The sequence below is a fragment of the uncultured Sphingomonas sp. genome (assembly GCF_964235535.1).
GTDB lineage: Bacteria > Pseudomonadota > Alphaproteobacteria > Sphingomonadales > Sphingomonadaceae > Sphingomonas.
The window spans coordinates 1-26,550 of record NZ_CAXSBH010000016.1 but is presented as its reverse complement, the minus strand read 5'-3'; the positions used below and the strand labels follow the sequence as shown (position 1 = coordinate 26,550).

Sequence of the window (26,550 nt, the reverse complement as noted above, 5' to 3'; positions counted from 1 at the left end):
ATGACCGCCGCGACCATCGACGGGCGCGCCCGCGCCGCGTCGCTGCGCGCCGGCATCGCCGTTCAGGTCGCGGCGTTCGCGGCTCGCGTCGGTCGTGCCCCCGGCCTGGCGGTGGTGCTCGTCGGCGAGGACCCCGCCTCTTCGGTCTATGTCCGCGCCAAGGGCAGGGCGACCGCCGAGGCCGGGATGCGCGGGGCGGAGCACCGCCTGCCCGCCGACACGCCCGAAGCCGAACTGCTCGCGCTCGTCGATCGCCTGAACGCCGATCCCGCGATCGACGGCATCCTCGTCCAGCTCCCGCTGCCGCCGCACATCGACGCCGCCCAAGTCACCGCCCGTATCGACCCGGACAAGGACGTGGACGGGTTCCATCCCGTCAACGCCGGCCGCCTCGCGACGGGGCTGCCCGGCTTCGTGCCCTGCACCCCGCTCGGCTGCCTGATGCTCCTGCGCGGCGTGCTGGGCTCCTTAAGCGGGTTGGAGGCGGTCGTGGTCGGCCGGTCCAACATCGTCGGCAAGCCGATGGCGCAGCTGCTCCTCGCCGAGAGCTGCACCGTCACCGTCGCCCACAGCCGCACCCGCGATTTGGACGCGCATCTCGCCCGCGTCGATATCGTCGTTGCCGCCGTCGGCCGCGCAAACATGATCCGGGGCAACCAGCTCAAATCCGGCGCGACCGTGATCGATGTCGGCATCAACCGCACCGAAGCGGGCCTGGTCGGCGACGTCGATTTCGCGAGCGCCGCGCAGGTCGCAGGCGCGATCACCCCCGTGCCAGGCGGCGTCGGCCCGATGACCATCGCCTGCCTCCTCCGCAACACGCTCGTCTCGGCCGCCCGGCGCGAGGGGGTGCCGATCGACGAGGCCGGGCTGTGATCGAGCTCTTCGTCTCCGCGTTCCTCACCTTCTTCGTGGTGATCGACCCACCCGGTTGCGCGCCCATCTATGCCGGGCTGACCAAGGGCGTGGCGGCCGCGCATCGCCGCGCGATGGCGATGCGCGCGGTCCTCTATGCCGCCCTGATCCTCCTCGTCTTCGCGTTGTTCGGGGAAGACCTGCTCCGGGGTCTGGGCATCGAGCTCGCCTCGTTCCGCATCGCGGGCGGGATCATGCTGTTCCTCATCGCGCTCGAGATGGTGTTCGAGCGCCGCACCCAACGCCGCGAGGACCGTGCCGCCCAGCTTGCCGCCGACGAGGTCGAGGACGTGTCCGTCTTTCCCATGGCGATGCCGATGATCGCCGGGCCGGGGTCGATCGCCAGCGTCATGCTGCTGATGGCGCGGAACGACGGGCTGGAGCGGTCGCTGGTCATCCTGGCCGCGCTCGCGTCGATCCTGCTGCTCACGCTCGCGGCGCTGCTCGCGGCGGGACCGATCATGCGGCTGCTCGGCGCGCGGATCGAGGCGGTGATTACCCGGCTGCTCGGCGTCCTGCTCGCCGCGTTGGCGGTGCAGTTCGTGATCGACGGGCTGCAGGTGGGTCTGCGCTAGCCGATACGGTACAGCCGGAAGGGCGAGCCGCGCGGTAACGGCAGCGGCTGAAGCCAGTCGAACTTCGCTCCCTTGGCCAGCTGGTCGTAGAACCCGCCCCGTGCCTGCGCGCGGTACACCGTCGATTCCGGCAGGTTCGGACATGCCAGCAGCATCGTCGCTCCGTGCCGGCGCATGATCGCGCGTGCTTCGGCGGGGGAGCGGCGGAAGGCGTGGTGTACGTCCAGGATGGCGTCGCCGTTGCGGTGATACGGCCCGGCCACCGCGCTGTGATGAGTCGTCGCGATCAGCCGTGGGCCGAGATCGACGAAGGTGAACATCGTCTGTGCGGGGTAGGCGTCGAGCTTGGCGAGGTTGGGCAGCGCGTTGCACCGGCCGCTCGACCGGTTGACCTTGCGGGTGTTGGGCGAGGGGCGGTCGACGGGCAGGTACTTGACCACGAGCCCTGCGAACAACCCGGAGATTGCCAGGAACGCGCCCACCGTCCCGAACACCCGCACCGGCAGCAGCGGATGCTTCAGGCACCAAGGCAATATGATCCAGGCGATTGCGGTCACGCCGGGCAGCGCCAACAGCTGCGCCGCCGGCCCGGCGCGCGCCTGCCACAATAGCATCGCGCACGCGAAGGCGGTGAACAGCGCCACCGCCGCCCAGCCCACGCCCCGTTCCGTCGCCCGCGCCCGCCAGGCCGCGAACACCGCGCCCGCCAGCCCGATCAGCGGCAGCGTCACGATCGGGAAGGCGGTGCGGAACGGGTGGCGGTAGATCGGCTTGGCCTCGCGCACGTTGTTCAGCCAGATGCGCGCGAGCTCGTCGGACACCTGTTCGGGCCGCGTCAGGCATTGCGGGAATAGCAGCGCAAAGCCGACCGCCACGACGGCTCCTGCCGCGATCGCCAGGCCGAGCCGCACCGCCCGCGACGCCGGGTCCGCGCGCGCGAGCAGGAACAACAGCGCCCCCGCGACCACCACCGCGCTCAGCCACACCGGCGTCAGCGCGTCGCAGCGGAGCACCCGGTTCGCCTCGCTCGCGAACAGCGCGTATCCGGCCGCGGCGGCCCCGCCGAGCGTGAGCGCATAGACCCGCATCCGCACCGCCTCCGCCCGGTCCCACACCCAGCGGAGCGCGATGATCGCCCCCGCCATCGCGGCGTAGGGCAGCAGCTCGAGCCCGATCGTCAGCGACAGCGCGCTCGCCCCGCCGACGAGCAGCCCGCCGCGCGCCTGTCTAGGGTCGCACAGCCCCGCGACGGTCACCGCCAGGCAGGCGAGCTGCCAACCGTGATGGTCGATCCGCATCGGCGCGAACATCAGCATCGTCGCGACCGCGCCGGGCAGCAGCACCAGTGCCAGCGGCCAGGCGCCGGGCGCGACCAGCCGCCGGACCGTCGTCGCCAATGCCAGCATCACCACCGCCAACGGCAGCAACGGCGCGATCCCGCATGCCCAGCGTTCGGCGATCGGGCGGGTCGTGAACAGATCTAAGAACAGGATCAGCCCCGCCAACGGCAGGTCGACCGCCCGGCTCCAATGGATGTCGAACCCGCCCGGCGGGTTCATCCGGTATTGACGCAGATCGAACCAGCCTTGCCCGTCCAGCAGCGCGCGGACCTGCATCAGCCGCATGTTGTCGTCGGTATCGCCCAGCGCGAGCCAGCGTATCTGCCCCGACCGGTCCCACAGATACCACAGCGCCAGCAGCCCCCAGGCGATCAGGATGATCCGCACCCGGTGCCGGTCGACCAACGCCGCCCATTCGGCGGCTCCGGTCTTTCGGCCGTCGGTCGTCGAACTCGCTTCCCTCACACCACTACCCGCAATAAAGGCGCTTGCTCTACCGAGGAGCGCGGGTGACACAAGGGTGACAAAGCAAGCGACGAGCCTCGCTATGCGGCTGGATGAATGGCGGCGCATGCCCATGTTCGGCCAGCTCGTACGCTTCGTGGTCGCCGGAGGGCTGGCGACCGCGTTGTACACCGCCGTCTACTCGCCGCTCGCCGGGTTCGGCATCACGTCGGAACAGGGCGCGAACCTCGCCGGTTATCTGGTCGCGATGGCGTCAGGCTATTTCCTCCACAGCCGCTGGAGCTTTCGCGGTCACGGCGCCGGCGCCGGCCAGACGACGTGGCGCTTCCTGGCGGTGTCGCTCGTCAGTTACGCGATGAACACGGGCTGGGTGTGGCTGCTGACCGATGAAGCCATGCTGGCGGGGCCATGGTGGTGGCCGCTCCTTCCCGTGCTGTTCGTGACCCCGTTCGTCTCCTTCGCGCTCAACCGCTTATGGGTATTCGCCTGATGGCCGCACCGCGTGGATAGGGTCGTCTACGACCGCATGGCCGCGCACGACTCCACGCATTGGTGGTACCGGGCGCGCCGCGATATCCTTCACGACTATCTCGCCCGTTACGGCGACCTGCCGCGGGATGCGCGCATCCTGGAGATCGGCTGCGGCACCGGCCACAACCTACCCATGCTCGCCCGCTTCGGCCGGGTGGATGCGATCGAGATCGACCCCGCCGCGGGCGCGATCGCCGCGGAGCGGCTGGGCCGACCCGTCGGCACCGCGCCGCTGCCCGAGCTCGCCGGCGTCGAGCCGGGCGCCTACGACCTGATCGCCGTGCTCGACGTGGTGGAGCATATCGCCGACGACGTGGCGGCGCTCCGCGCGATGGGCGAGCGCCTGCGGCCCGGCGGCAAGATCCTGATCGCCGTTCCCGCGCACCAGTGGCTGTGGAGCGCGCACGACGTCGTCAACCATCATTACCGCCGCTATGGCAAGCGCACGCTGACCGCCGCGATCGAGCGCGCCGGGCTACGGCCGGTGCGGATGCGCTGGTTCAACTCCATCCTGTTCCCGCTCGCCGCCGCCGCGCGCATCGCGGGCAAGCTGACGGGCCGCGACGACGCCGACGACGCGCCGCCCCCGAAGCCGCTCAACAAGCTGTTCGAGACGATCTTCCGTCTCGAGCGTCACCTGGTCGGCAGGGTGCCGATGACGCCGGGCGTGTCGATCGTGGCGTTAGCGATACCCGGGGCGGTTCCGTCGGCTTCCTCCGCCAAGTAGCCCAACGTCGCGGTGCCCCGCATCCGCCCCGCGACATCGGCGACGAGATAGAGCGGCCGCCGCTTCGACTCGACATACAGCCGCCCCAGATACTCGCCGATCATCCCCAGTACGAACATCTGCACCGCGCCCAGCACCACCACGACCAGCATCGTCGACGTCCATCCCTGCACCGCGCTGCCGGTCAGGAACCCGACCGCGATATACACGATGAGCAGCAGCGACGCCGCCGTCAGCGCCAGCCCGACATGGCTCGCGAACCGCAGCGGCGCGGTCGAGAAGCCCGTCACCGCATCGAAGGCCAGTCGGATCATCCTGCCCAGCGGATAATTGGTCGCGCCCGCATGACGGCTCGCCCGGTCATAGGCCAGCGGCACCTGCCGAAACCCGATCCACGCCACCATGCCACGGATGAAGCGGGCCTGTTCGGGCATCGCCAACAACGCATCGAGCGCGCGCCTGCTCATCAACCGGAAATCGCCCGTGTCGAGCGGGATGGGCGTGTCGGTCATCCGGTCGAGCAACCGATAGAATAGCGCGGCGGTCGCGCGCTTGAACAGGGTCTCGCCCTCGCGCCTGCGCCGGACGGCGTAGACGACGTCCGCTTCCTGCTCCGCCATCGTCCGGCGCATCTCGCCGAGCAGCTCGGGCGGGTCCTGCAGGTCGGCGTCGATGATCAGCACCTGCGCCCCCGCGCACAGATCGAGCCCGGCGGTCAGCGCCAGCTGGTGGCCGTGGTTGCGCGACAGGTTGACCGCCACCAGCCGCGGATCGCGCGCGGCCAGCGTCCGCATCACCGCCCAGCTGTCGTCGCTCGACCCGTCGTCGATCAGCAGGATCTCGTAACTTTCTCCGACCGCCGCCCGCGCCGACGCCGACACGCGCGCGTGCAGCAGTTCCAGGCACGCCGCTTCGTTGTAGCAGGGGATGACGACGGACAAGGCGGGGCGTTGCATCGCGTGTCGGTCTAGCCGCGCCCGCAGCCTTGCGCTACCTTGCGGGCGAGGAGCACGGACCATGGCGACCGTCATCGATTTGGAGCAGACCCACGCCGACCTTTTGGACGTGTACAACCGCGCGGCGGCGGGCGAAGATATCGTCATCGCGCGCGGGAAAGGGCCGAAGCTGAAGCTCGTCGCCGAGCCGGGGCTGCCGTCGCGCGGCGGCAAACGTAAGCTGGGCACGTTGGAGGGCCGGATTAAGGAAACGCCGGGCGTGTGGGATCCCATGACCGACGACGAGCTAAGGGAGATCGGCCTACTTTGAGAAGAGTGCTGCTGGATACGCACGCGCTCCTTTGGGCATTTACTGCTCCGTCGCGATTACCCGCCGACGTCCGAGTCGCACTTTACGAGCGAACGGCGACCGTTCTCGTAAGCGCGATCAGCGCGTACGAAGTCGCGTTTAAGTACAGCTTGGGTAAGCTGGACGAAGCTGAGGCGTTGCTGGCCGATTTCGATCAACGACTGGCCGATCAGGAGTTCGAGGTGCTCGCCGTCACGCACCGGCACGCGCTGGCAGCGGGCCGACTAGAACTGCACCATCGCGACCCGTTCGACCGTCTTCTGATCGCCCAGGCACTGGTCGAGGACGTCGAGCTGGTGTCGAACGAGAAGCTGTTCGACCGATACGGCGTCAGCCGCCTCTGGTGAGCTAGACCCGGTCCGCCGCGTGCACCGCCTCGATCGCGCGGAGCGCCGCGAGTAGGCGCATCAGTTGGTGCAGGTCGTGTACTTCCACGTCGACCGTATTGGTGTGGTACAGCGCGTCGCGCGCGTCGAGGCGCAGATTGATGATATTGGCCCCATGCCGCCCGATGATGGTGGCCAGCATGCCGAGCGCGCCCGGCTCGTTCTTGACCTCCACCTGGACGCGCGCGACGCCGCCGTCGGCCTTGTCGCCCCAGGATACGTCGACCCAATCGGTCTCGCCCTCCGCCCGCTCGGCCAGTTCGCCCAGCACCGAACAGTCGATACGGTGAACCTCGATGCCCGCGTCCGGCCGCCGGAGCCCGACGATGCGATCGCCCGGCACCGGCCGGCAGCAATCGCCCAGGTCGAACGCGACGCCCGGCGTCAGCCCCTTGATCGAGATCGCGCCCGCCTGCGGCATCGCGCCGGCCCGATCGCTCCCCCGGTCGCCCCCTCTGTCGTTGGCGACGTCGGCCCCGGCCGATCCGGGCATCAACGCCTCCATCACCGCCGCGTCCGATAGCGACCGCCTGGCGACCGCATGCATCAACGCCGCCTCGTCGGGCAGCTTCAGGCGCTTGAGCGCTTGGGGCAGCGCGTCCGTCCCGATCGGCGCGGGCAGGCGGCGGACGATATCGTCATAGATCTTGCGCCCGAGCTTCACGCTCTCGTCGCGCTCGGCGTGGCGCAGGTGTCGGCGGATCGCGGCCAGCGCCTTGCCCGTCGTCGCGATGTTCAGCCACGCAGCTTGCGGCGCTTGCGCCTTGGATCGCAGGATCTGCACCTGATCACCGTTCTCGATTACCGTCTTCAGCGACATCACGCGCCCGTTGACCTTCGCACCGACCGCTTGGTCGCCCAGATCGGTATGAACCGCGTAGGCGAAGTCGATCGGCGTCGCGCCCTTGGGGAGCTGGATCAGCTCGCCGCGCGGGGTGAAGGCGAAGATGCGGTCGGCATACATCGCCATGCGCGTATGCTCGAGCAGCTCCTCGGGTGATCCCGCGGTGTCGAGGATCTCGACCAGGTCGCGGATCCAGCTGTGGTTCGCGTCCGCGCGGACCTTGCCGCCGTCGCCGTTCGGGGTTTTGTACGCCCAGTGCGCGGCCAACCCGTATTCGGCTTGCGCGTGCATCTCGGGCGTCCTGATCTGCACCTCGATCCGCGCATTCTCGACGTGGATCACCGTGGTGTGCAGCGACCGGTAGCCGTTGCGCTTGGGCGTCGAGATATAATCCTTGAACCGCCCCGGTACCATCGGCCAACGCCGATGGATGATCCCAAGCGCCCGGTAGCAATCCTCGACCGTCGGCACGACCGCGCGGAACGCCATCACGTCCGACAGCTGCTCGAAGCTGATGTGCCGCTCGGCCATCTTTCGCCAGATCGAATAGGGATGTTTCTCGCGCCCCGAAACCTCCACCTCGATCCCCGCGCGTCCGAGCGCCAGCCGCAGCCCCGACGCGATTTTACCGATGCGGTCGCCGCCGCCCTCGCCCAGCTGCTCGAGCCGCCGTCCGACCGACTGGAACGCCTCGGGCTCCAACTGCTCGAAGGCGAGCGTCTGCATCTCGCGCATGAACTCGTACATGCCGACCCGCTCGGCGAGGGGCGCATAGATGTCCATCGTCTCGCGCGCGATCCGCCGCCGCTTCTCGGGCTTTCCGATATGATGGAGCGTGCGCATGTTGTGCAGCCGGTCGGCGAGCTTGACCAACAACACGCGGATGTCGTCCGACATGGCCAGCAGGAACTTGCGCAGATTTTCGGCGGCGCGCTCGTTCTCGCTCTGCGCCTCGATCTTGCTGAGCTTGGTCACGCCGTCCACCAGCCGCGCGACAGAGGGACCGAACAGCCGCTCGATCTCGTCGGGCGTGGCGACCGTGTCCTCGATCGTGTCGTGAAGGATCGCGGTGGCTATCGTCTCGTCGTCGAGCCGCAGGTCGGTCAGGATGCCCGCCACCTCGATCGGATGACTGAAATACGGATCGCCCGACGCGCGCTTCTGGCTTCCGTGCGCCTTCATCGAAAAAACGTAAGCGCGGTTGAGCAGCGCCTCGTCCGCGTCAGGATCGTAGTCCAAGACCCGATCAACTAATTCATATTGTCTCAACACGCGACCCACTTGGCGGCGCGCGTCGGATTAGCCAAGGCTAATCCGCGCTCTATGCGACGCCAACGGCCGGCGCGAGTAAAGTCGCGTCCGACGAGGCGTGAGCTTTGCCCACGCCTCGCCAGCGGTGTCAGCGCGCCGCGACCGCCGTGCTCGGCGTCGGTTTGGCGCGGGCGTTGCACTTCTCGAGCGCCGCGCCGTCGAGCGCCGTGCCGCCGGCCGAGAAGCTCCGAAGCTTGCCGACATTGCGCGCGAGGAGCTGGCATAGCACCACCTCGCGCTCGGGTGCGCGATTGGCGACATATGCGTCGCCGTGCAGCGTCCAGGGAGTTGAACGGGTGATCAGGTTCGCCTTGCCCGCCTGCGCTTCGGGCACGGCGACGTAATAGGCCCCCTGGGCATGGGCATCGGTGACGCCGACGACCGGCGTCAGCGTGGCGGCGATCGAGGCGGCGAGGATGGACAAGCGATTCATGATGCGGCTCCTATGCAACCAAGTTGCGAATCACTACCTACCGTCTTACATTTCTAGTTGCAACCTAAAACCTATATGTCGATGGCATGCTAGCGCCGGTTGGGGTACAACCCGCTGAAACGGAGAGGATGTTTGATGGGAAAGCTGCGCGAGAAACTCTCGGAATGCAGCCTCCCCGCCGCCTTGGAGGCGGTGGGCGAACGTTGGTCGTTCCTGATCCTGCGCGCTTCGTTCAACGGCCTGCATCACTTCGAGGAGTTCCTGTCGGAGCTCGGCATCGCCCGCAACATCCTGGCCGACCGGCTCGGGCGTCTCGTCAGGCACGGCATCCTCGGCCGCGAGCCCTGTCCCGACGATCGCCGCAAGGTCGAATACCGTCTGACGGAGAAGGGCTTCGCGCTGCTCCCCACCATGATCGCGCTCAGGCAGTGGGGCGAGCAGTGGGAGACGAACGAGCCCGCCTTTCCCGTGCTGGTCGACGAGCGCGACCGCCTGCCGATCCAGCAGGTCGCGGTGCTGTCCCACGACGGCCGTGCGCTCGGCAAGCACGACCTGATCTGGGCATTGCCCGGCGAGATCGGCCGTGTCGTAGAATTGCAGGCGGCCGAGTGACGCCGCCCGGCGCGGTCGCTTAGGCCACCCGCTCCGGTTGTCGCACGAGGAACGCCTCGAGGAACGACCGCACCTGGCCCTCGATCGGCGCGGGCCGCCCCGTCGGCAGATGGACGTTGACCACCACCAGCTCGATTGTCGCATGCAGCGCGCCCGTCTCGCGGTGGCGCAGCTCGAACTGCTGCACCATGCTCGTGCCGCCGATCCGGTCGATCCTGACCCACGCCTCGACCGTGTCGCCGAGCGTGAAAGGCTTCAGGTAATCCACCTCCGCACGCCGCACATGGAACTCGGTCGCCTCCCACACCGCCCCCAGCGCCGCGCCGATCCCCGTCCACGCCCACCATTCGGACACCGCGACATCGGCATATTCCAGATAGCGCGAGTTGAAGACCACCTTTTGCCCGTCGATCTCCGCATAACGGACGCGGAAGCGGGTAGAAAAAGCGAAGCCGGGGCGCACTGCCGCGCTATGCAGGGGCAAGGCGACTGGGGCAACCGCGTCGGGATGTCCGCTACAGGCCAAGGCGGTGCACGGCGGTTGATGCGAAATGCCGATCACCGTTCGCGTCGCAAACACAGATTTTCCAAACCGCCGAACGAACCCCGTCGCGGCCTGGCAATTAGCCTAGGTGAAGTTGTCCGCCCTTCGTCTATCCTACGCATCGTCGCGAGACCGCGCGTTTAGGATGCGGTCGCCGGGGTTGGGCCATGCAGCTGCACGAACGTCTCGCGATCGCCGCCATCGTTAACGGCCTGCGCAAGTCGGGCGCGATCGACGATCATGCCGTGCACGCGGTGGCCGACGAGCTGCGATGGGCGGCGAAGCTCACCGACGAGCGCGGCCAGCGAAGCGCGTCTTTCGAACTCCGGAAGCTGGCGGGCGACGTCGCGGCGGGGAAGAACGGCGAGTAGCCCGCCGTCAGAAAGGCTCAGCAGAAGACGGGAAAGTCCTTGCGCTCACCCAAGGCGCGTACCGCCTCCGCTCCAAGCGGATCGTCGATGGCGTCGCCGATCAGCGCGACATTCTCGCGTTCCCAGGCGGGAAGAGCCAGGAACCGTTCGACCATCTCGTCGAGCCTGCCCACCGCAAGCATCGCGCCGTCCCGAAGGCGCGCGATCGCCGCACCGCTGTTCCAGAAATCCCTGTCCATTCTCGCCCTACAAACCGAGTTTCGGAGATCGCAATCGTAGTACGAAGGTCATTGATAAGTCTCTTCCGCCCGTCGCGTCCGCGACTCGTTTCATCTGTTTCTCGGCCGAGGTCGGCCAAGGTGATGTCGACGGGTGACTGCGACAGGCAGTTAGTGGGCTACGAAGTCATATGGCGGCGCGTCGATCAAGTCTTCTCGCTCATGACGTGCCCTCGGGTGCCCGACGTTGCGCACGAGCCCTGAGCATTCGAACAACCTAATTAGCCGCCAAGCGGGATCAGTCTGTCCGGGCTCTAAGCCGATGCGAGCGGACTCCGGGAACGCGTGGTGGTTATTGTGCCAGCACTCGCCGTAGGTCAGTAGGCCCATTCCCCTGAGATTAGAGGCCTGGACGGAAGCGTTCCGGACACTCCAGCGACCATCTCCCGGATTATGACAAAAATGGGTTATGGTCCAATGACCCGCCGCGCTGACGATCACCCGCGCGCAGACGCCCCAGACAACCCAGGGCCATCCGCCAAAGGCGTAGAACAGCGCTGCAAGCGGTAGCTGATGCCAGCGCCAGGTCCGATCCAGAAAACGATAGAATGGGTCGTTCGCGAAGTGCGGTTCGATGTCGACGGTCGGAGGCCGCTCGAAGCGGAACCGAAATGCGAGCTGCCACAGCAAGTCCATCGGCAACGGCTTGTTATGGGCAAAGAAGTCGTGGCAGCGCGGCTCCCGCTGAGCCCAATCCCGCACATCATGGACGGCTATGATGCCCGAAGGTCCCGAAACGCCCACCAGAACACCCACGTAGATCAGCGCGCGTTCCAGGAACTTTGGACAGTCGAAGGTGCGATGGATCATCAGCCGGTGCATGCCGACGCTGTGGCCGATTAGCAGACTGGTGTAGGTAACCGTGATAAAGAGAGTGAACGCTCCCCAGGTGAAATATGGTCCTGCCAACACCAATGTCGTGACAAGCATGCCGCCGTTCCACGCTGCTTTGGGTAAGTCGAGCATGGGAAACCCGGAAACAGCGCAAGCTCCACGCCCGTCGATCCGCAAGACAGGCTTCATCATGGGCTTGGCCTCCTAGTCTGATAAAAAGGTAGATGACAGACGATCGCAACTAGCCGCTTGCATACAGAACCAGCACGAACGCCCGCGATCAAGCCGCAATCGAGCCGGATAAAAAAGCGCTGTCCTACAGCGTCTCTCCCGTGCGACCTCTAATACCGACTCGGGCACGTCCCGGTGCGTGCTCTTTGAAATCGTCGATCTCTCCACCGCACGAAGCCGATCGCGAGCCGCGCCGGTCGCGCCCACGCCCGGACTCGTCCACGCGTGTACTTCCCTAAAGTTGTACAGCTTCGCCGAACGTCGCGACCGAGCATCCTTGGCGTGACCTTAGTGAACTTCCGAGCACCAAGCTTCCTGCTTCCTCCGCCGGAACATCATGCCGACGCCTATGCTCCGCGCAGCCAATTTTTGGAAACGATGATGCCGAACAGTTTCCGTCTTGGTGTCAAGCGGTGTCAAGCAGCTGGAGTACACCGCGCCGGGCTTCACCCTGCTCCCCGAGCCGGCGTGTTAACCCCCATGCTCTGGAGGTACCGCCGCACGTTGCGCGCCGCCTGGCGAAGCCGTTGCTCGTTCTCGACCATGGCGATGCGCACGAAACCTTCGCCGTTTTCGCCGTAGCCGACCCCCGGCGCGACCGCGACGTGGGCGTGGGTCAGGAGCTGCTTGGTGAACTCCAGCGACCCCAGATGCGCGAGCGCGGGTGGCAGCGGGGCCCAGGCGAACATGGAGGCCGCGGGCGATGGGATGTCCCATCCGGCGCGCCCGAAGCTTTCGACCAGCACATCGCGCCGCGCGCGGTACAGTTCGCGGTTGGTCGCCACGATGTCCTGCGGCCCGGTGATCGCGGCGCAGGCAGCCGCCTGGATCGGCGTGAACGCGCCGTAATCAAGGTAGCTCTTCACTCGCGTCAGCGCCGCGATCAGCCGCCGGTTGCCGACCGCAAAGCCGATCCGCCACCCCGCCATCGAATAGGTCTTGGACAGCGAGGTGAACTCGATCGCCACGTCGCGAGCGCCGGGCACCTGCAGGATCGAGGGCGTCGGACGGCCGTCGTAATAGAGCTCGGAATAGGCCAGGTCGCTCAGCACCCACAGCCCGTGCTCCTTCGCGAACGCCACCACGCGCTCGTAAAAGGCGAGGTCGACCGTCTCTGCCGTCGGATTCGATGGATATCCCATCACCAGCACCGACGGCTTGGGGACCGTGAATGCCATCGCGCGCTCCAGCGATGCGAAATACGCCTCGTCGGGGGTCGTCGGCACGCTGCGGATGGTGGCGCCCGCGATGATGAAGCCAAAGGTGTGAATCGGGTAGGACGGGTTGGGCGCCAGCACCACGTCGCCCGGCGTGATGATCGCCTGCGCCAGGGTGGCAAGCCCCTCCTTGGAGCCGAGCGTGACGACCACCTCACTCTCGGGATCAATCGCCACCCCGAAGCGCCGTCCGTAATAGCCGGCCTGGGCCTTTCGCAGCCCCGGAATGCCCTTGGACGCCGAATAACCGTGCGCGTCGGGCTTTCTCGCCACCTCCGCCAGCTTGTCGATGACGTGGGGCGGCGGGGGCAGGTCCGGATTGCCCATGCCCAGATCGATGATGTCCTCGCCCCCAGCCCGCGCCTGCGCGCGCATCGCGTTGACCTCCGCGATGACATAGGGCGGCAGCCTGCGGATGCGATAGAAGTCGTCTGGGACGGATGAGGTCATGGGCGCGGCCTTTCGGAGGCGAGCGTAACCATCTCGCCCGCCTTCGTCACCCCGGACTTGACCCAGGGTCCCGCTTGGCCCCGGGAGAAGAAGCGGGATGCCGGACCAAGTCGGGCATGACGGAGAAGGTGGGCGATGGTAAGCGTTGCGCGATCGAGAGGATCCTCATGGCCGACGACCCCACATCGCCTGCAGCTACCACGCCCAAGCCGGATGATCTCCGGAACTGGGCCGCTGTGGTGACGCAAGCCCAACAAGCCATGCTCGACGCCGGCCTCGCCGCCGCGGCCGCTCCGGGCGTGCCCGTCGTACCCGGCCTCAACGACCCTGCGACGCTCGAGCGCGCGGGTGCCTTCTGGCGCGATGGCCTGAAGCTATGGCAGGGCCTGCTCGACCCGGCCGCCGCGCCCGAGCCGGTCACGGACAAGCGGTTCAAGGCTCCCGAATGGCGGCAGCCCGCCTTCGACCACATCCGCCGCGGCTATCAACTGATGGCCGACCATTTGCTCGCGCACGTAGACGCGGCCCCGGATCTCGACCCCAAGCACCGCGAGCGGCTCCGCTTCGCCGCGCGCGGCTTCGTGGACGCGGTAAGCCCGTCCAACTTCCTTCTCACCAACCCGCAGGCGATCGAGCGCACGATCGCGACGGGCGGCGAGAACCTGGTCAAAGGGATGCGCAACCTGCTGGACGACTTGGCGGCGGGGCAACTTACCCACACCGATCCGACCGCGTTCGAGGTCGGCCGCAACCTCGCCACTACACCCGGCCAGGTGGTGCTGCGCACCCCGCTGTTCGAACTGATCCAGTACGCGCCCACCACGACTGACGTGCTGGCCACCCCGCTCGTCATCTTTCCACCCTGGATCAACCGCTTCTACATTCTCGATCTGACGCCGGAAAAAAGCTTCATCCGCTGGGCCGTCGAGCAGGGCCTGACCGTGTTCATGGTGTCGTGGAAGTCGGCGGACGCATCAATGGCCGACATCGTCTGGGACGATTACGTCGCCGCGCAGACGCAGGCGATCGACACCGTCCGTGCCGCGCTCGACGTACCCGCCGTCCACACGATCGGCTATTGCGTCGCGGGCACCACGCTCGCCGCGACGCTCGCGGTACTCGCCGCCAAGGGCGAAGCCGACAAGGTGGCAAGTGCGACCTTCTTCACCGCGCAGGTCGACTTCGCGGGCGCGGGCGAGCTGTCGCACTTCATCGACGACGATCAGCTGGCGACGATCGCCTCGCTGTCGCCCGACGGCTTTCTCGACGGCCGGTACATGGCGCTGACCTTCAATCTGCTGCGCGGGCGCGACCTGATCTGGAACTACGTCACCAACAACTATCTGCTGGGCGAGGACTATACGGCGTTCGACCTGCTCCACTGGAACGGCGACACGACCAACCTGCCGGCCGCCTGGCACCGGAGCTACCTGACCGACCTCTACCGCGACAACCTGCTCGTCGAGGCGGGACGGCTGACGGTCGCAGGCACGCCGCTCGACCTCACGCGTGTCGAGACGCCCAGCTATGTCCAGGCCGGACGCGAGGACCATATTGCTCCGGCCGCCAGCGTTTGGCGACTGACGCACCTGTTCAAGGGACCGATCCGCTTCGTACTCGCCGGATCCGGGCACATTGCGGGCGTGGTCAACCCGCCGGCGGCAGGCAAATATCAATATTGGACGAACGACGCCGCTCCCTCGACCCTGGACGAGTTTGTGGCGGGCGCGACCGAGACCAAGGGCAGCTGGTGGCCCGATTGGATCGGGTGGTTGCATAACCGCGACGCGGCCGAGGTGTCGGCGATGGGTGCGCGCGTGCCGGGCGACGGATCGCTTCCGGCGCTCGGCCCTGCGCCCGGTGAATATGTACGCCAGCGGTAATGCTGCACCGCAGCAATCGTCCTTGACGATTGCGTGGACCGCGCTATGTTGCACTGCAATGTAGGAGCGTAACATGGCCGATACCGATCGAACGGAAGCCGACATCATAGCGTCGATTCCGTCCGCGCTCGCTGCCCGGCCGGGCAAGCGGTCGCGGCCCGCCCGCGTCGAATCCGAGCCGATCACCATCCCGCTTGAGGCTGACATCGCCGCGGTTGCGCTAGTCGCGGCTCCGACTCCCGAGCCGGTCCTTGTTCCCCATCCGACCGCCGCGGTTCCGGCGACGATCATCCAAGAGGAAACTACCATGGCCACCACCGCCGAGACGATTACCCGGACCACCGATGCCACGATGAACAAGGGCGCGCAGATCTTCGCCGACATGAACGACCGTGCCAAGGGTATGATGGAGCGCGCGCCCAAGCTCGCGGAGGACATGGCCGAGTTGAGCAAGGGCAACGTCGAGGCGTTGGTCGAGTCCGGCCGCATCGCCGCGCGCGGGATGGAGACGGTCGGGCAGCACGCCGCCGATTACGCCCGCCGCCAGTTCGAGGGCGCGACCGCCGCGTTCCGTCAGCTGGCTGCCGTGAAGTCGCCGACCGACCTTCTGCGCATCCAGGGCGAGATAGCTCGCACCGCGATGGATCAGATGGTCGCCGACACATCGCGCGGGACGGAGACGTTGCTCAAGTTCGCGGGCGAGGTCGCCCAGCCAATCTCCAACCGCTACGCCGTCGTCGCGGCCCGGATGAAGTCCGCGGTGTAACCGACCGCGCGTCCGCTACGCGCAAAGGTTGAAGGGCGGCCATCCTGCCGGATGGTCGCCCTTTTCAGTATCGGTCACCCCTTGCCGCCTTGGGGGATGCTGTCTTATCTCCCGCCTATGCAGCTGCCCCCGGTCACCTCCTTAATAACCATGGCCGAGCGTCGCGACGGCGGCGACGAAGACGACTCCGGCACCGGTACGGGCGTCGCCACCCGCACCCGCTCTAGGACCAAGCAGCCGACACCCTACCGCGTGCTGATGCTCAACGACGATTACACGCCCATGGAGTTCGTGGTGCTGTGCCTCCAGCGCTTCTTCCGCATGGACATGGAGGCCGCGACCCGCGTTATGCTCCACGTTCACCAGAAAGGCGTCGGCGTATGCGGTGTCTTTTCCTACGAGGTCGCCGAGACCAAGGTGAGTCAGGTTATGGACTTCGCCCGCCAGAACCAACACCCGCTGCAATGTACGCTCGAGAAGGCGTGATCCGGCGCACGGTCCCGGACATGCGGCGACGGCTTGCTGGCGGGGCTTCGCTCGATCGGGCGAGCGATCCGGGAGACCGCTGAGTGAATGGCAAGCACATCGCCAAGCGCTGGTTCGACAAGCTGGATGGGATCATCTTTCCCATACTCGTCGCTGGTCTGGGGGCCGTGCTGATCGCGCCTGCAGGGGCCCGGTATCCTACCGGGATGGTTGCGTTGATCGCGGCTTGGACGGTGCTTGCGCGATTGCTCTTCGTGTCGCCGCCCGCGCCGGAGCCGCAGGATCAGCTTCGCCGACAGCTGGGCCGCGGGTGGCTGGCGCGTAATCGATTAGTAAACGACCTGGCGCGAGCGATCATCTCGCCTCGCCAGGTCGTGCGCGACGCTTGGCCCCTGATCGTCACGACGTTGATGATCGCCACCTTGATGCTGGCCGATATCCCGAATCTCCGATAAGCGGGCGTAAGCCGCGACCGGCCGGCCCGGTAGGTGCCGCCTGATACTTGTACCATGCTTCGGGGCTGTCCCCGCTCCCTAGCCGGCGCTAAGAACCGTCGCCCGGCGCCGCGCAATGTCGTGAAATCGCCGTAATGCTTGGCCGGCCGACCGATCGCCGGTGGCCGTCGCGCTTGCGCGTGACAGCGCGCACGGTAGGTATCGGCGATGGATCGCATCATCATCCGCGGCGGCCGTCGGCTCGAGGGTCGGCTGCCCATCTCCGGTGCCAAGAACGCCGCGCTGACGCTCATGCCTTGTGCGCTCCTGACCGACGAGCCGCTGACCTTGCGCAACCTGCCGCGACTGGCCGACGTCGACGGCTTCGGCCACCTTCTCAACCAGCTCGGCGCGTCGACCAAGGTCGAGGGAACGCGTCCTGACGATTTCGGGCGGGTGATGACGATCCGGGCGGGGCGGCTCACCTCCACCGAGGCACCCTACGACATCGTGCGCAAGATGCGTGCGTCGATCCTGGTGCTGGGGCCGACGCTCGCGCGCGAGGGCCGGGCGCGCGTGTCGCTGCCGGGCGGCTGTGCGATCGGCAACCGGCCGATCGACCTGCATCTGCGGGCGCTGGAGGCGATCGGCGCGGAGTTGCAGACGGAGGCGGGCTACGTCACCGCGCGCGCGCCCGGTGGACGTCTGACGGGTGGACGCTACCGCTTTCCGGTCGTGTCGGTGGGCGCGACGGAGAACGTCGTCATGGCGGCCGCTACCGCCCGCGGCTCCAGCGTGATCGAAAACGCCGCGCGCGAGCCCGAGATCGTCGATCTGTGCCGCTGCCTCGTCGCGATGGGCGCGCGGATTGAGGGCGTCGGCACCGAGCGGCTGGAGATCGAGGGCGTCGACCGGCTGCACGGCGCGACCTACGCCGTCATGCCCGACCGGATCGAGGCGGGCTCCTACGCCTGCGCGGCCGCGATCACCGGCGGCGACCTGACGCTGGTCGGCGCGGACGCGGGCGCGATGCGCGCGACGCTGTCGGCGCTGGCGGAAGCGGGCGCGACGATCGACGAGGAACGCGACTCCGTCCGCATCCGCAGCGACGGGCGGCTGCGTCCGCTGGAACTGTCGACCGCACCCTATCCGGGGTTCGCGACGGACATGCAGGCGCAATTCATGGCGATGCTCTGCATGGCCGGGGGAACAAGCGTGCTGGAGGAGACGATCTTCGAAAATCGTTACATGCACGTCCCCGAGCTTGCGCGCATGGGGGCCGACATCCAGGTGCGCGGGCGCACGGCGGTGGTGCGCGGTACCCCTCGGCTGGTAGGCGCGCCGGTGATGGCGACCGACCTGCGCGCGTCCATGAGCCTGATCCTGGCGGGCCTCGTCGCAGAGGGCGAGACGCAGGTGGCGCGCGTGTACCATCTCGATCGCGGTTACGAGCGGCTGGAGGAGAAGCTGCAGGCGGTCGGCGCGGATATCGAACGGCTCGGCGACGGCTGATCCGTTCGGTCGCTCCCGTACGGCAGGCGTTTACTTTTCGTTAATCAGCGGCTCTTAACGATAATTAACGCGGCCGGTCGCCCATCGGCGCGCGGCCGCAGTCCGGGAGGTGTCCACCATGCGCCGAGCTGCTTTCGCGCTCGCCCTGTCGCTCGTTACCGGCGCGTGCGCCACGCGCCCGCTGGCAGTGGTGGATGTCGAGCCGGTCGTCGAGGCGATCGAGCTGAAGGAGTGGGAGAAAACCGTCACCCCCGCCGATCGCGCCAGACTGGCGGCGCTGCCCGAACAATGGCGACGCGCCCGAGCGGTGGTGCCCAGGCGAGCGGCGCGTAAGCTGGCGGCCGAGGGGCCGTTGGTCGACCCGGCGGTCGCGCTCGATCTGCCGACGCCTCCGCCGGGACCCTATCATTGTCGGCTGGTCCGGTTCGGGGCTCGCGCCGGGATCGCGACGTTTCCGCCCGACTTCTGCTATGTCGAGACGAGCGCGGGCGGGCTGTCCTTCACCAAGCAGACCGGCGGCAACCTGCCCCAGGGCTGGTTGCACGAGGACAGCGCCAAGCGCGAGGTGTTCCTCGGCACGGCGGGGCCGGGGCGTTACGGGGACGATCCCGCGCGCGACGTGGCGGGCGTGGTGGAGCGGGTGTCGCCCTTCCGCTGGCGGTTGGCGCTCACGCGGGCGGGGCGCGGGTCGGTGCTGGACGTGTACGAGCTGGTGCCGGTCACGCCCGAGGTGCCCGGAGCCAAGCCCGCCGTACCTGCGACTAAGTAGGACGGGCGGTCGGCGGCTGGCCCTAAAGCGCCTGCGCCGCAGCCCACCCGCTGGCCCAGGCCCATTGGAAATTGTACCCGCCGAGCCAGCCGGTGACATCCACGGCTTCGCCGATCGCATGGAGGCCGGGCACGCTTCGCGCCTCCATCGTCTTGGACGACAGCGCGTCGGTGGCGATGCCGCCCACCGTCACCTCCGCCTTGGCGAGTCCTTCCGAGCCGTTCGGGCGCAGCCGCCAATCGGCTATCCGCCGTTCCGCTTCCGCGAGCACGGCGTCTGCGCGGCGACCGAGCTCCCCGTCCAGGCCGATGCGTTCGGCAAGCGTCGCGGCGAGGCGGTCGGGGAGGGGCAGGACCGATTTGAGCGTGGCGCGGGGACGCGCGCGCTTGGCGGCGAGCAGCCAGCCGCGTTCCTGCTGCGGCAGGAAGTCGATCGCGATCTCCTCACCGTGCCGCCAATAGGAGGAGACCTGGAGTATCGCGGGTCCGGACAATCCCTTGTGCGTGAACAGCGCCGCCTCGGCGAACGCGGCGGTGCCGCAACGGGCGACCACAGGAGCGGCGACCCCGGCCAGATCGCGAAACAACGCCTCGTCGCCAGGCAAGGTAAGGGGGACGAGCGCCGGGCGGGGTTCGACGATTTTCAGGCCGAAGCGGCGGGCGAGGTCGTAGGCGAAGCCGGTCGCGCCGAGCTTGGGGATGGACGGGCCGCCCGTGGCGATGACCAGCCTGGGGGCGGTCGCGACGCGGTCGCCGTGCGTGACGGTAAAGCGGCCATCGGCGTGAGTCACGTCGCGGATGGGCGAATGGAAGCGGATCGTGACGTCGCCCGCGTCGCATTCATCGAGGAGCATGGCGACGATCTGGCGGGCTGAGCCGTCGCAGAAGAGCTGGCCCAGCGTCTTTTCGTGCCAGGCGATACGGTGGCGTTCTACCAGCTCGAGGAAGTCGGCGGCGGTGTAGCGGCCGAGCGCGGACTTGGCGAAATGCGGGTTGTTGGACAGATAGCGGTCGGGGGCGGTGCCGAGGTTGGTGAAGTTGCAGCGGCCGCCGCCCGATATCAGGATCTTCTTGCCCGGAGCATCGGCGTGGTCGATCACGAGCACGCGCCGTCCCCGCTGCCCGGCGACGGCGGCGCACATCAGCCCCGCCCCGCCTGCGCCGAGGACGATCGCGTCGTAGGTGTCTGAGGTCAGAGGGTCAGACCGCCGCCAGCGCCTGTTCGCAATCGGCGATCAGGTCGTCCGCGTCCTCCACCCCGATCGAGATACGAACCAGATTGTCGGTAATGCCGAGCGCCTGCTTGCGTGCGTCGGGGACCGACAGGTGCGTCATGCCGGCGGGGTGCGACGCGAGTGTCTCCGTGCCGCCAAGCGAGACGGCAAGCTTGGCGATCTTGAGCGCGTCGAGGAAGGCGAACGCCTCGCGCTCACCGCCCTTGAGATAGAGCGAGAAGGTGGAGCCGCCGCCGGTGCAATGGCGGCGGTAGATGTCGGCCTGGCGCTCGTCCCCCGCGGTGTCCTCCAGGAAGCCGAGATAGCCGACGCGCTCGACCTTGGGATGGGTGCGGAGATACGCGCAGACCTTGGCGGCGTTCTCGCCCGCGCGGGTCATGCGGAGTTCGAGCGTCTCGAGGCTGCGCAGCAGCATCCAGGCGGTGTTGGGATCGGTGATGGTGCCGATCGTGTTGCGCATCGAACGAACCACATTGATCCGCTCTTTGGAGCCGAGCAGGCCGCCGGCGACGAGATCCGAGTGACCGCCTGCGTATTTGGTCAGCGAGTAGATCACGAGGTCTGCGCCGTGCTTGAGCGGCTGGTGCCAGAGGGGCCCCAGGAAGGTGTTGTCGATCGCGATCGGCGGCTTCTCCGCAGCGTCGGCGAAGATCGCGTCGCGGCTGGCGGCGACCGCCTCGACATCGACGAGCGCGTTGGTGGGGTTGGCGGGCGATTCGAGATAGATGAGCGCGACGTTGCCGGTCGCGGCCTCCGTCATCACCGCGTCGATCTCGTCGCGGGTCGCGCCCGCCGGAAAGTCGAGCCATTTTACGCCGAACTTGCCGAGCACCCGGCCGATCAGCGTCTCGGTCGCGGCGTAGAGCGGGCCGGAATGGACGATGGTATCGCCGGGCTTGACCATCGCCAGGAACAGGGTCGCGATCGCGGACATGCCGCTGGAAAATGCGAGCGCGTCCTCCGCCTCCTCCCAGACGGCGAGGCGGTCCTCCAGGATTTCCTGGTTGGGGCCGTTGAAGCGCGAATAGACGAGCCCCTCCGCGCCGCCGGGACGCTTGCCCGTCACGCCCTCGAAATGCCGCTTGCCCGCAGCGGCGTTGGGAAAGACGAAGGTGGAGGTGAGGAAGATGGGGGGCTTGAGCGAGCCCTCCGACAGCATCGGGTCGTAGCCATGACCCATCATCAGCGTCGATGCCTTGAGCTTGCGCCCGCCGATCTCGTTCACCTCCGCCTTGGGCTTGATGCGCGCGGGCGGGGGGACGGCCGACATGTCGGCCTCGGTCTCGTTGGTGATATCGGTCATGGGCACTCCTTGGCGGCGCGGTAGGACGACGGCGAAGGGGTGTCCACCTGCGCACAAGATGGGTCGGCGGCGTGGAAGGTCACTAAGGTCACGCCAACGAAGACGCCGTTCCGATCGCGGCGCTCCGACGCTCCCGACCGATGCAAGAACCAACCGCTCAACGCTTGACGCCACTTTACACCAAGACGAACAATATACGGCCACAGAACGTAATAATATTGCGTGACCGCTTTTTCGACGGAAGAAGCTTTTTTATCCGTTTACGCAAACGACGCGGGTCAACGCCCCGCAATCCGTAGCAAATCGGTCATGTCAAAGAGCTGACATCGAGAATGGCGGGAAGCCGACGTGTAGGAAAGCGGAAAATCAGAGGCCGATCACGGTGATCTGGCGACCATAATCGGGTTCGCCCCGGTGGGTGGCGCGGCGGTAGCTGTAGAAGCGGGCCTCGTCGGCGTAGGTGTCGAGGCTAAGTGCCTCGATGCGACCGACGCCCGCTTGGCTCAGGCGGTGCGCGACATACGCTTCGAGGTCGAAGCGGTGGTGGCCGGGCCGGGCCGGGACGAAGAAGCGCATGTCGGCGGCGGTGAAGCGGTCGCGGAAGGCGTCGTTGACCTCGTAGCTTCCTTTCGCGATGCACGGGCCGATCGCGGCGGCGATGCGGGCGCGGTCCGCGCCGAGCGCCTCCATCGCGTCGATCGTGCGGTCGACTACGCCGGCCAGCGCACCCTTCCATCCGGCGTGGGCCGCGCCGACAACGCCCGCCTCGGTGTCGGCAAGGAGGACGGGCGCGCAGTCGGCAGTTAGGATGCCAAGCAGCAGGCCCGGCCGGTCCGTGACCATCGCGTCGGCATGGGGCCGCGCGCGGTCGTCGAGCGGCTCGCGGACCGTCACGACCTCGGCCGAATGGACCTGGTACACCGTCTGGAGCGCCGCGCCCGGGCTTACCGCCTCGATCACGCGGCGGCGGTTTTCGGCGAGCTCGGGGCCGATCACGTCCTGCCCGCGCCGGCCCAGATCCAGTTCGGCCAGCGGCCCGGTCGTCACGCCCCCGCGCCGGCCGAAGAAGCCGTGCGGGACGCGGGCGAGCGCGGCGCTGCGGATCGCGTCGGCGCGCAAGTCGGCGCGCATCACGGGATCGATGTCGATATGCACGCCGATCACGAAGGGATGGGTGCCGACTTGGCGAAACGCGTAGCGACGGTAGAAGGCGAGGGCGCGGGCGTTATGCTCGTAGACGCTGAGATAGAGCGCATCCGCGCCCCGGTCGCGGGCGCGGTCGAGCAGCCACCGTGTGAGCGCGTCGGCGACGCCCGCGCCCTGCCAGCCCTTGAGCACATAAAGCTGCTTCAGCTCCATGGGCGACGCGTCGGGGGCGAAGCGGGGGAGGGTGAGCGGGGTGAGCTTGATGAAGCCGACGATCCGCCCGGCGTCCTCGGCGACGGCGATCTCGGTGTCGCCGACAGGGTCGAGCTGAGGCGCGAGCGCTGCCGCACCGAAGGTGCGGTCGAGCCAGGGGACGAGCTCGCTTTCGGGCACGTCGTCGAAGGTTTCGCGGAACGACCGTTCGCCCATCGCGCCCAGCGCGGGCGCGTCGGCGGGGATGGCACGGCGGATGGTGGGGCGGCTCGGCTTATTTCCTTCCGTCATGCCGGACTTGTTCCGGCATCCACCGGTGTGCGTAACCGGCATCTCGGGAGCTTGGACAACCATGGACCCCGGAACAAGTCCGGGGTGACGGGGGAGGAAAGGTGCCTCATGACAGGCCCGCCGGTCGCGGCCAGTCGCGGTGGGTGAGGGCCAGGACGCGGAAAAGCTGGCCCATCTCGCCCACCAGCCGGGCGCGGGCGGCGACGATCTCGTCGGTGCGGTCGGGCGCGGCGCGGGCGAGTGCGGCGGCGCGGGTGTCGAGCCCGAGCGCGACGAGGAAGTCGGCCTGTGGGACGGGTCTCCAGGCCACGACGCCCTCCCCTTGCGCGGCGGCGGCGAGGGTGGCGAAGTCGACATGCGCGGTCAGGTCCTGCTCGCCGGGATGCTCGAACGGGTTGGCGGGAGCGTGGCCGCGCACCGCCTGGAGCGTGTCGCCGAGCGCGGGCCCAACATAGCCGTAATCGATGACGAGCAGCGCGCCGCCCTGCGCGGCGATGCGCGCGGCGAGCGCGCGGACGACCCCGACGACGGCGGGGCTGGTCTCGATGATCGAGCCGGGGGCGGCGTCCCGCAGGTGTTCGGGGATGACGGAGGCGGGGACGGGCTTGCCCGCGATCGGGAGGAACAGCGTGTCCTGCGCCGCGACGAAACGTTCGTGCCAATCCTCACCGCGCTTGACGAGTTGCCGGACCGGGAGCGCGTCGAAGAACTCGTTGGCGACGACGAGGAGCGGCCGGTCGGTCGGGAGCGTGTCGACCGCGTCGTGCCAGGTCGCGCCCGGTACGCGTTCGGCCTGGGCGGCGCGGAGCACGGGGCTGGTCTCGACGAGGTGGACGGACGGAGCCAGCCCCGCCTTGCCCATCGAGCGCAGCGCGTCGGCGGCGAGCGTACCGCGCCCGGGGCCGAGTTCGACCCAGTGGACATCCGGTCGGCCGGCGCGGTCCCACATGTCCGCGCACCACAACCCGATCAGCTCGCCGAACATCTGGCTGATCTCGGGCGCGGTGGTGAAGTCGCCCGCCGCGCCGAGCGGATCGCGGGTGGCGTAATAGTGCGCGTTGGCGGCCGCCATGAACTGCGCGACCGGGATCGGCCCGGCGAGCGTGATCGCGCGGGCGAGGCGCTCGGGGAGGAGGGCGGCTTTATCCATAAGCCTTCGTCACCCCGGACTTGGTCCGGGGTCCATCGTTGGACGGGCGGTGCTGCATGACGCGGCCGATGAGGTTGGAGGTCACGCCGACATAGAGCGTGCCGTAAAAGCCGCTCGCTAGCAGGTAGACGCAAGGAGTGCGCTCTCTCACAGGTTCCGCTCCGCCCAGCGATGGACCCCGGAACAAGTCCGGGGTGACGGAGGGTGGGAGCGTGTCACGCCACGCTTTCCGTTCCGGCGATCGACTCCACGCGTTGGCGGCGGTTCTTGGCGGTGGCGATCAGGTACGCGCCGCCCAGGATCATGGGGACGCATAGCCACTGGCCCATATGGAGGCCGGTCGCCTCCGCGAAGGCGCGCAGGTGGCTGTCGGGTTCGCGAAAGAACTCGACGAAGAATCGCGCCACACCATAGCCGAGCAGGAACAAGCCGACGAGCTTGCCGGGTTCGTAGCGCGCCTTGGTGCGCCAGAAGGCGAACCAAAGGAGCAGGCCGAGCGCCAGGCCCTCGAGCCCCGCCTCGTAGAGCTGGCTGGGGTGGCGCGCGGGTTCGAGCACGCCGAAGGGAACGGTTCGTTCGAACACGATGCCCCAGGGCACGTCGGTGGGCCGTCCCCAGAGCTCGCCGTTGATGAAGTTGGCGATGCGTCCGAAAAACAGCCCGAACGGCACGCAACAGGCGACATAGTCGTGAACGCGCAGCCAGTTCAGCTTGTGCTGGCGCGCAAAGAGCATCAGCGCGAGCGAGGTGCCGATCACCCCGCCATGGAACGACATGCCGCCATCCCACAGCCGCAGCACCCTAAGCGGGTTGAGGAGCATGTCCGGCGCGTAGAACAGCACGTAGCCGAGCCGCCCGCCCAGGATGATGCCGAGTGTGGCGTAAAAGACGAGGTCGTCGGCGTGCCGCCTCGCCATCGGCGCGCCGGGCTCCTTCAGCAGGCGGAGCAGGTACCACCAGCCCAGCACGATGCCCGTGATGTAGGCGAGGCTGTACCAGCGGAGCGAGAAGAAGCCGATCGTGAACACTTCGGGCCGAAGCCCGAGATCGGCGAAGCGGATGGCGTCCGCCGTACCCGTCCCGATCGCGGCCGTCGCGGCGCTGAGTACGATGGCGCTGAGCCCGATCAAATCACTTCCCCCGTGGCGATGCGTCTGCATAAGGGCACGCCAGGGTAAACCCAAGCCCGGAGCTGTTGGAGACACGGATGCCGACCGAACTCGATCGCGCGATGGACGCCGGCATCGCCGGACTGACGGTAGAAGGCGGACCCGCCGCGCTCGGCCGGATCGATCGCCGCGGTGCCTCGGTACCTATGATCGCGACCGCGCCGCCGACGCTCGCCCACTATATGCGCCATTATTGCGCGGCGCATGTGGACACCACCTTCCTCGTCGCGGGGGAGGAGCGGCTGACGTTCGGCGAGGTCTTCGCGCACGCGGAGGCGGTCGCCGCCGCGCTCGTCGCCGGGCACGGCATCCGACGGGGCGACCGGGTCGGCATCGCCATGCGCAACAGCCCAAGCTGGATCGCGTCCTACATGGGGGTGATCCTGGCGGGCGGGGTGGCGACGCTGCTGAACGGCTGGTGGCAGAGCCACGAGCTCGCCGCGGCGGTCGGCGACGTCGAATGCGCGCTGATCCTCGCCGATCCGCCGCGCGCCGAGCGGATGCGCGCGATCCCCGGACTGCGGCCGCCGGTGGTGGTGATCGACGACACGCTCCCGCTGGCCCGGGCGATGGCGGTGATCGGGGCGGAGCTCGGGGAGCATGGCGGGGCGGCGCTGCCCGAGCTGACCCCCGACGATCACGCGACGATCCTGTTCACCTCCGGATCCACGGGCAAGTCGAAGGGCGCCTTGTCGGATCACCGCGCGGTGACGCAGTCGACCTTCAGTTACCTAACGCAGGTGATGGTGATGGTCGGGATCGCCGCGGCACAGGGGACGCCGCCCCAGGGGCAGCCGGCGACGCTCCTGAACCTGCCGCTGTTCC

28 protein-coding genes and 2 pseudogenes are annotated in these 26,550 nt (G+C 68.0%); 15 read left to right on the top strand and 15 right to left on the bottom strand.

All coding sequences use genetic code 11. The features are described 5' to 3' along the window. Together folD and ACFE7F_RS07170 are read left to right on the top strand one after the other, a co-directional pair. Complete coding sequence (gene folD / locus ACFE7F_RS07175) at window positions 1-876, top strand: bifunctional methylenetetrahydrofolate dehydrogenase/methenyltetrahydrofolate cyclohydrolase FolD (protein ID WP_375403159.1); 876 nt, start codon at window positions 1-3, stop codon at window positions 874-876. Beyond that, entirely contained in the window at window positions 873-1,490 is a 618-nt protein-coding gene (locus tag ACFE7F_RS07170; protein ID WP_375403158.1) for a MarC family protein, read from the top strand. The genes folD and ACFE7F_RS07170 overlap by 4 nt, the downstream gene beginning before the upstream one ends. On the opposite strand, the gene ACFE7F_RS07165 is transcribed toward ACFE7F_RS07170, so the two are convergent. Continuing rightward, a complete protein-coding gene (locus ACFE7F_RS07165) occupies window positions 1,487-3,235 on the bottom strand; it encodes an AcrB/AcrD/AcrF family protein (RefSeq protein ID WP_375403187.1) in 1,749 nt (582 codons plus the stop codon). The two genes, ACFE7F_RS07170 and ACFE7F_RS07165, sit on opposite strands and share 4 nt — an antisense overlap. A 166-nt stretch (window positions 3,236-3,401) precedes the next feature. Here ACFE7F_RS07165 and ACFE7F_RS07160 point away from each other — a divergent pair, with 166 nt between their 5' ends. Then, window positions 3,402-3,785, top strand: a complete 384-nt coding sequence (locus ACFE7F_RS07160; RefSeq protein WP_375403157.1) for a GtrA family protein — start codon at window positions 3,402-3,404, stop codon at window positions 3,783-3,785. Window positions 3,786-3,797: 12 nt separating this feature from the next. After that, window positions 3,798-4,553, top strand: coding sequence for a class I SAM-dependent methyltransferase (locus ACFE7F_RS07155; RefSeq protein WP_375403156.1), 756 nt, complete (start codon window positions 3,798-3,800; stop codon window positions 4,551-4,553). On the opposite strand, the gene ACFE7F_RS07150 is transcribed toward ACFE7F_RS07155, so the two are convergent. After that, complete coding sequence (locus tag ACFE7F_RS07150) at window positions 4,460-5,509, bottom strand: glycosyltransferase family 2 protein (RefSeq protein ID WP_375403155.1); 1,050 nt, start codon at window positions 5,507-5,509, stop codon at window positions 4,460-4,462. The two genes, ACFE7F_RS07155 and ACFE7F_RS07150, sit on opposite strands and share 94 nt — an antisense overlap. A 61-nt stretch (window positions 5,510-5,570) precedes the next feature. Here ACFE7F_RS07150 and ACFE7F_RS07145 point away from each other — a divergent pair, with 61 nt between their 5' ends. Together ACFE7F_RS07145 and ACFE7F_RS07140 are read left to right on the top strand one after the other, a co-directional pair. Further along, the gene (locus tag ACFE7F_RS07145; protein WP_375403154.1) at window positions 5,571-5,819 is read left to right on the top strand and encodes a hypothetical protein; all 249 of its coding nucleotides are present in this window, start codon (window positions 5,571-5,573) and stop codon (window positions 5,817-5,819) included. Between the two features lie 5 nt (window positions 5,820-5,824). Further along, window positions 5,825-6,205: a type II toxin-antitoxin system VapC family toxin gene (locus ACFE7F_RS07140; protein WP_375403153.1), complete on the top strand. Its 381-nt coding sequence runs from the start codon at window positions 5,825-5,827 to the stop codon at window positions 6,203-6,205. Between the two features lies 1 nt (window position 6,206). Here ACFE7F_RS07140 and ACFE7F_RS07135 read toward each other — a convergent pair whose 3' ends face one another. After that, window positions 6,207-8,360: a RelA/SpoT family protein gene (locus ACFE7F_RS07135; RefSeq protein WP_375403186.1), complete on the bottom strand. Its 2,154-nt coding sequence runs from the start codon at window positions 8,358-8,360 to the stop codon at window positions 6,207-6,209. A gap of 127 nt (window positions 8,361-8,487) precedes the next feature. Further along, window positions 8,488-8,832 carry a hypothetical protein gene (locus ACFE7F_RS07130; RefSeq protein WP_375403152.1) on the bottom strand — a complete coding sequence of 115 codons (345 nt, stop codon included), beginning with the start codon at window positions 8,830-8,832 and terminating at the stop codon, window positions 8,488-8,490. A gap of 135 nt (window positions 8,833-8,967) precedes the next feature. On the opposite strand from ACFE7F_RS07130, the gene ACFE7F_RS07125 reads away from it, so the two are divergent. Then, entirely contained in the window at window positions 8,968-9,444 is a 477-nt protein-coding gene (locus tag ACFE7F_RS07125) for a winged helix-turn-helix transcriptional regulator (protein WP_375403151.1), read from the top strand. A 19-nt stretch (window positions 9,445-9,463) separates the two neighbouring features. On the opposite strand, the gene ACFE7F_RS07120 is transcribed toward ACFE7F_RS07125, so the two are convergent. After that, a complete protein-coding gene (locus ACFE7F_RS07120; RefSeq protein WP_375403150.1) occupies window positions 9,464-9,928 on the bottom strand; it encodes an acyl-CoA thioesterase in 465 nt (154 codons plus the stop codon). A 227-nt stretch (window positions 9,929-10,155) separates the two neighbouring features. On the opposite strand from ACFE7F_RS07120, the gene ACFE7F_RS07115 reads away from it, so the two are divergent. Continuing rightward, the gene (locus ACFE7F_RS07115) at window positions 10,156-10,359 is read left to right on the top strand and encodes a hypothetical protein (protein WP_375403149.1); all 204 of its coding nucleotides are present in this window, start codon (window positions 10,156-10,158) and stop codon (window positions 10,357-10,359) included. A 17-nt stretch (window positions 10,360-10,376) separates the two neighbouring features. On the opposite strand, the gene ACFE7F_RS07110 is transcribed toward ACFE7F_RS07115, so the two are convergent. From ACFE7F_RS07110 to ACFE7F_RS07100, 3 genes are all read right to left on the bottom strand, one after another. Further along, on the bottom strand, window positions 10,377-10,598 hold the full coding sequence (locus tag ACFE7F_RS07110; protein WP_375403148.1) for a hypothetical protein: 222 nt from the start codon (window positions 10,596-10,598) through the stop codon (window positions 10,377-10,379). A gap of 150 nt (window positions 10,599-10,748) precedes the next feature. Further along, complete coding sequence (locus ACFE7F_RS07105; RefSeq protein ID WP_375403147.1) at window positions 10,749-11,663, bottom strand: acyl-CoA desaturase; 915 nt, start codon at window positions 11,661-11,663, stop codon at window positions 10,749-10,751. Between the two features lie 485 nt (window positions 11,664-12,148). Beyond that, a complete protein-coding gene (locus tag ACFE7F_RS07100; protein WP_375403146.1) occupies window positions 12,149-13,369 on the bottom strand; it encodes an LL-diaminopimelate aminotransferase in 1,221 nt (406 codons plus the stop codon). Window positions 13,370-13,536: 167 nt separating this feature from the next. Between ACFE7F_RS07100 and ACFE7F_RS07095 the strand changes: the two genes are divergently transcribed. The 6 genes from ACFE7F_RS07095 to ACFE7F_RS07070 all read left to right on the top strand — a co-directional run bounded on the left by ACFE7F_RS07095 (window position 13,537) and on the right by ACFE7F_RS07070 (window position 19,219). After that, window positions 13,537-15,252, top strand: coding sequence for a PHA/PHB synthase family protein (locus tag ACFE7F_RS07095; protein ID WP_375403145.1), 1,716 nt, complete (start codon window positions 13,537-13,539; stop codon window positions 15,250-15,252). Window positions 15,253-15,325: 73 nt separating this feature from the next. Next, window positions 15,326-16,018: a phasin family protein gene (locus tag ACFE7F_RS07090; RefSeq protein WP_375403144.1), complete on the top strand. Its 693-nt coding sequence runs from the start codon at window positions 15,326-15,328 to the stop codon at window positions 16,016-16,018. Window positions 16,019-16,168: 150 nt separating this feature from the next. Further along, window positions 16,169-16,504, top strand: coding sequence for an ATP-dependent Clp protease adapter ClpS (clpS, locus tag ACFE7F_RS07085; protein WP_375403185.1), 336 nt, complete (start codon window positions 16,169-16,171; stop codon window positions 16,502-16,504). Window positions 16,505-16,587: 83 nt separating this feature from the next. Then, entirely contained in the window at window positions 16,588-16,959 is a 372-nt protein-coding gene (locus ACFE7F_RS07080) for a hypothetical protein (protein WP_375403143.1), read from the top strand. Between the two features lie 207 nt (window positions 16,960-17,166). Then, window positions 17,167-18,450: a UDP-N-acetylglucosamine 1-carboxyvinyltransferase gene (gene murA, locus ACFE7F_RS07075; RefSeq protein ID WP_375403142.1), complete on the top strand. Its 1,284-nt coding sequence runs from the start codon at window positions 17,167-17,169 to the stop codon at window positions 18,448-18,450. 118 nt (window positions 18,451-18,568) lie between these two features. Beyond that, on the top strand, window positions 18,569-19,219 hold the full coding sequence (locus tag ACFE7F_RS07070; protein ID WP_375403141.1) for a DUF4893 domain-containing protein: 651 nt from the start codon (window positions 18,569-18,571) through the stop codon (window positions 19,217-19,219). 22 nt (window positions 19,220-19,241) lie between these two features. Here the strand turns inward: ACFE7F_RS07070 and ACFE7F_RS07065 are convergent, their stop codons facing one another. The 7 genes and pseudogenes from ACFE7F_RS07065 to lgt all read right to left on the bottom strand — a co-directional run bounded on the left by ACFE7F_RS07065 (window position 19,242) and on the right by lgt (window position 25,716). Continuing rightward, window positions 19,242-20,414, bottom strand: coding sequence for an NAD(P)/FAD-dependent oxidoreductase (locus tag ACFE7F_RS07065; protein ID WP_375403184.1), 1,173 nt, complete (start codon window positions 20,412-20,414; stop codon window positions 19,242-19,244). A gap of 4 nt (window positions 20,415-20,418) precedes the next feature. Next, window positions 20,419-21,756 carry a cystathionine gamma-synthase family protein gene (locus ACFE7F_RS07060; RefSeq protein ID WP_375403140.1) on the bottom strand — a complete coding sequence of 446 codons (1,338 nt, stop codon included), beginning with the start codon at window positions 21,754-21,756 and terminating at the stop codon, window positions 20,419-20,421. Between the two features lie 366 nt (window positions 21,757-22,122). Further along, window positions 22,123-22,887 carry a peptidoglycan editing factor PgeF gene (pgeF, locus tag ACFE7F_RS07055; RefSeq protein ID WP_375403183.1) on the bottom strand — a complete coding sequence of 255 codons (765 nt, stop codon included), beginning with the start codon at window positions 22,885-22,887 and terminating at the stop codon, window positions 22,123-22,125. 54 nt (window positions 22,888-22,941) lie between these two features. After that, window positions 22,942-23,331: pseudogene (locus tag ACFE7F_RS07050) on the bottom strand (GNAT family N-acetyltransferase); the annotation flags it as partial. A 181-nt stretch (window positions 23,332-23,512) separates the two neighbouring features. Next, window positions 23,513-24,556: a class I SAM-dependent methyltransferase gene (locus ACFE7F_RS07045; RefSeq protein WP_375403139.1), complete on the bottom strand. Its 1,044-nt coding sequence runs from the start codon at window positions 24,554-24,556 to the stop codon at window positions 23,513-23,515. Beyond that, a pseudogene (locus ACFE7F_RS07040) lies at window positions 24,555-24,707 on the bottom strand (GIY-YIG nuclease family protein); the annotation flags it as partial. The gene ACFE7F_RS07045 and the pseudogene ACFE7F_RS07040, both read right to left, overlap by 2 nt. Window positions 24,708-24,771: 64 nt before the next feature. Then, the gene (lgt, locus tag ACFE7F_RS07035; protein ID WP_375403138.1) at window positions 24,772-25,716 is read right to left on the bottom strand and encodes a prolipoprotein diacylglyceryl transferase; all 945 of its coding nucleotides are present in this window, start codon (window positions 25,714-25,716) and stop codon (window positions 24,772-24,774) included. Between the two features lie 47 nt (window positions 25,717-25,763). Between lgt and ACFE7F_RS07030 the strand changes: the two genes are divergently transcribed. Further along, a partial coding sequence (locus ACFE7F_RS07030; protein WP_375403137.1) for an AMP-binding protein occupies window positions 25,764-26,550 on the top strand: 787 nt, incomplete at its 3' end.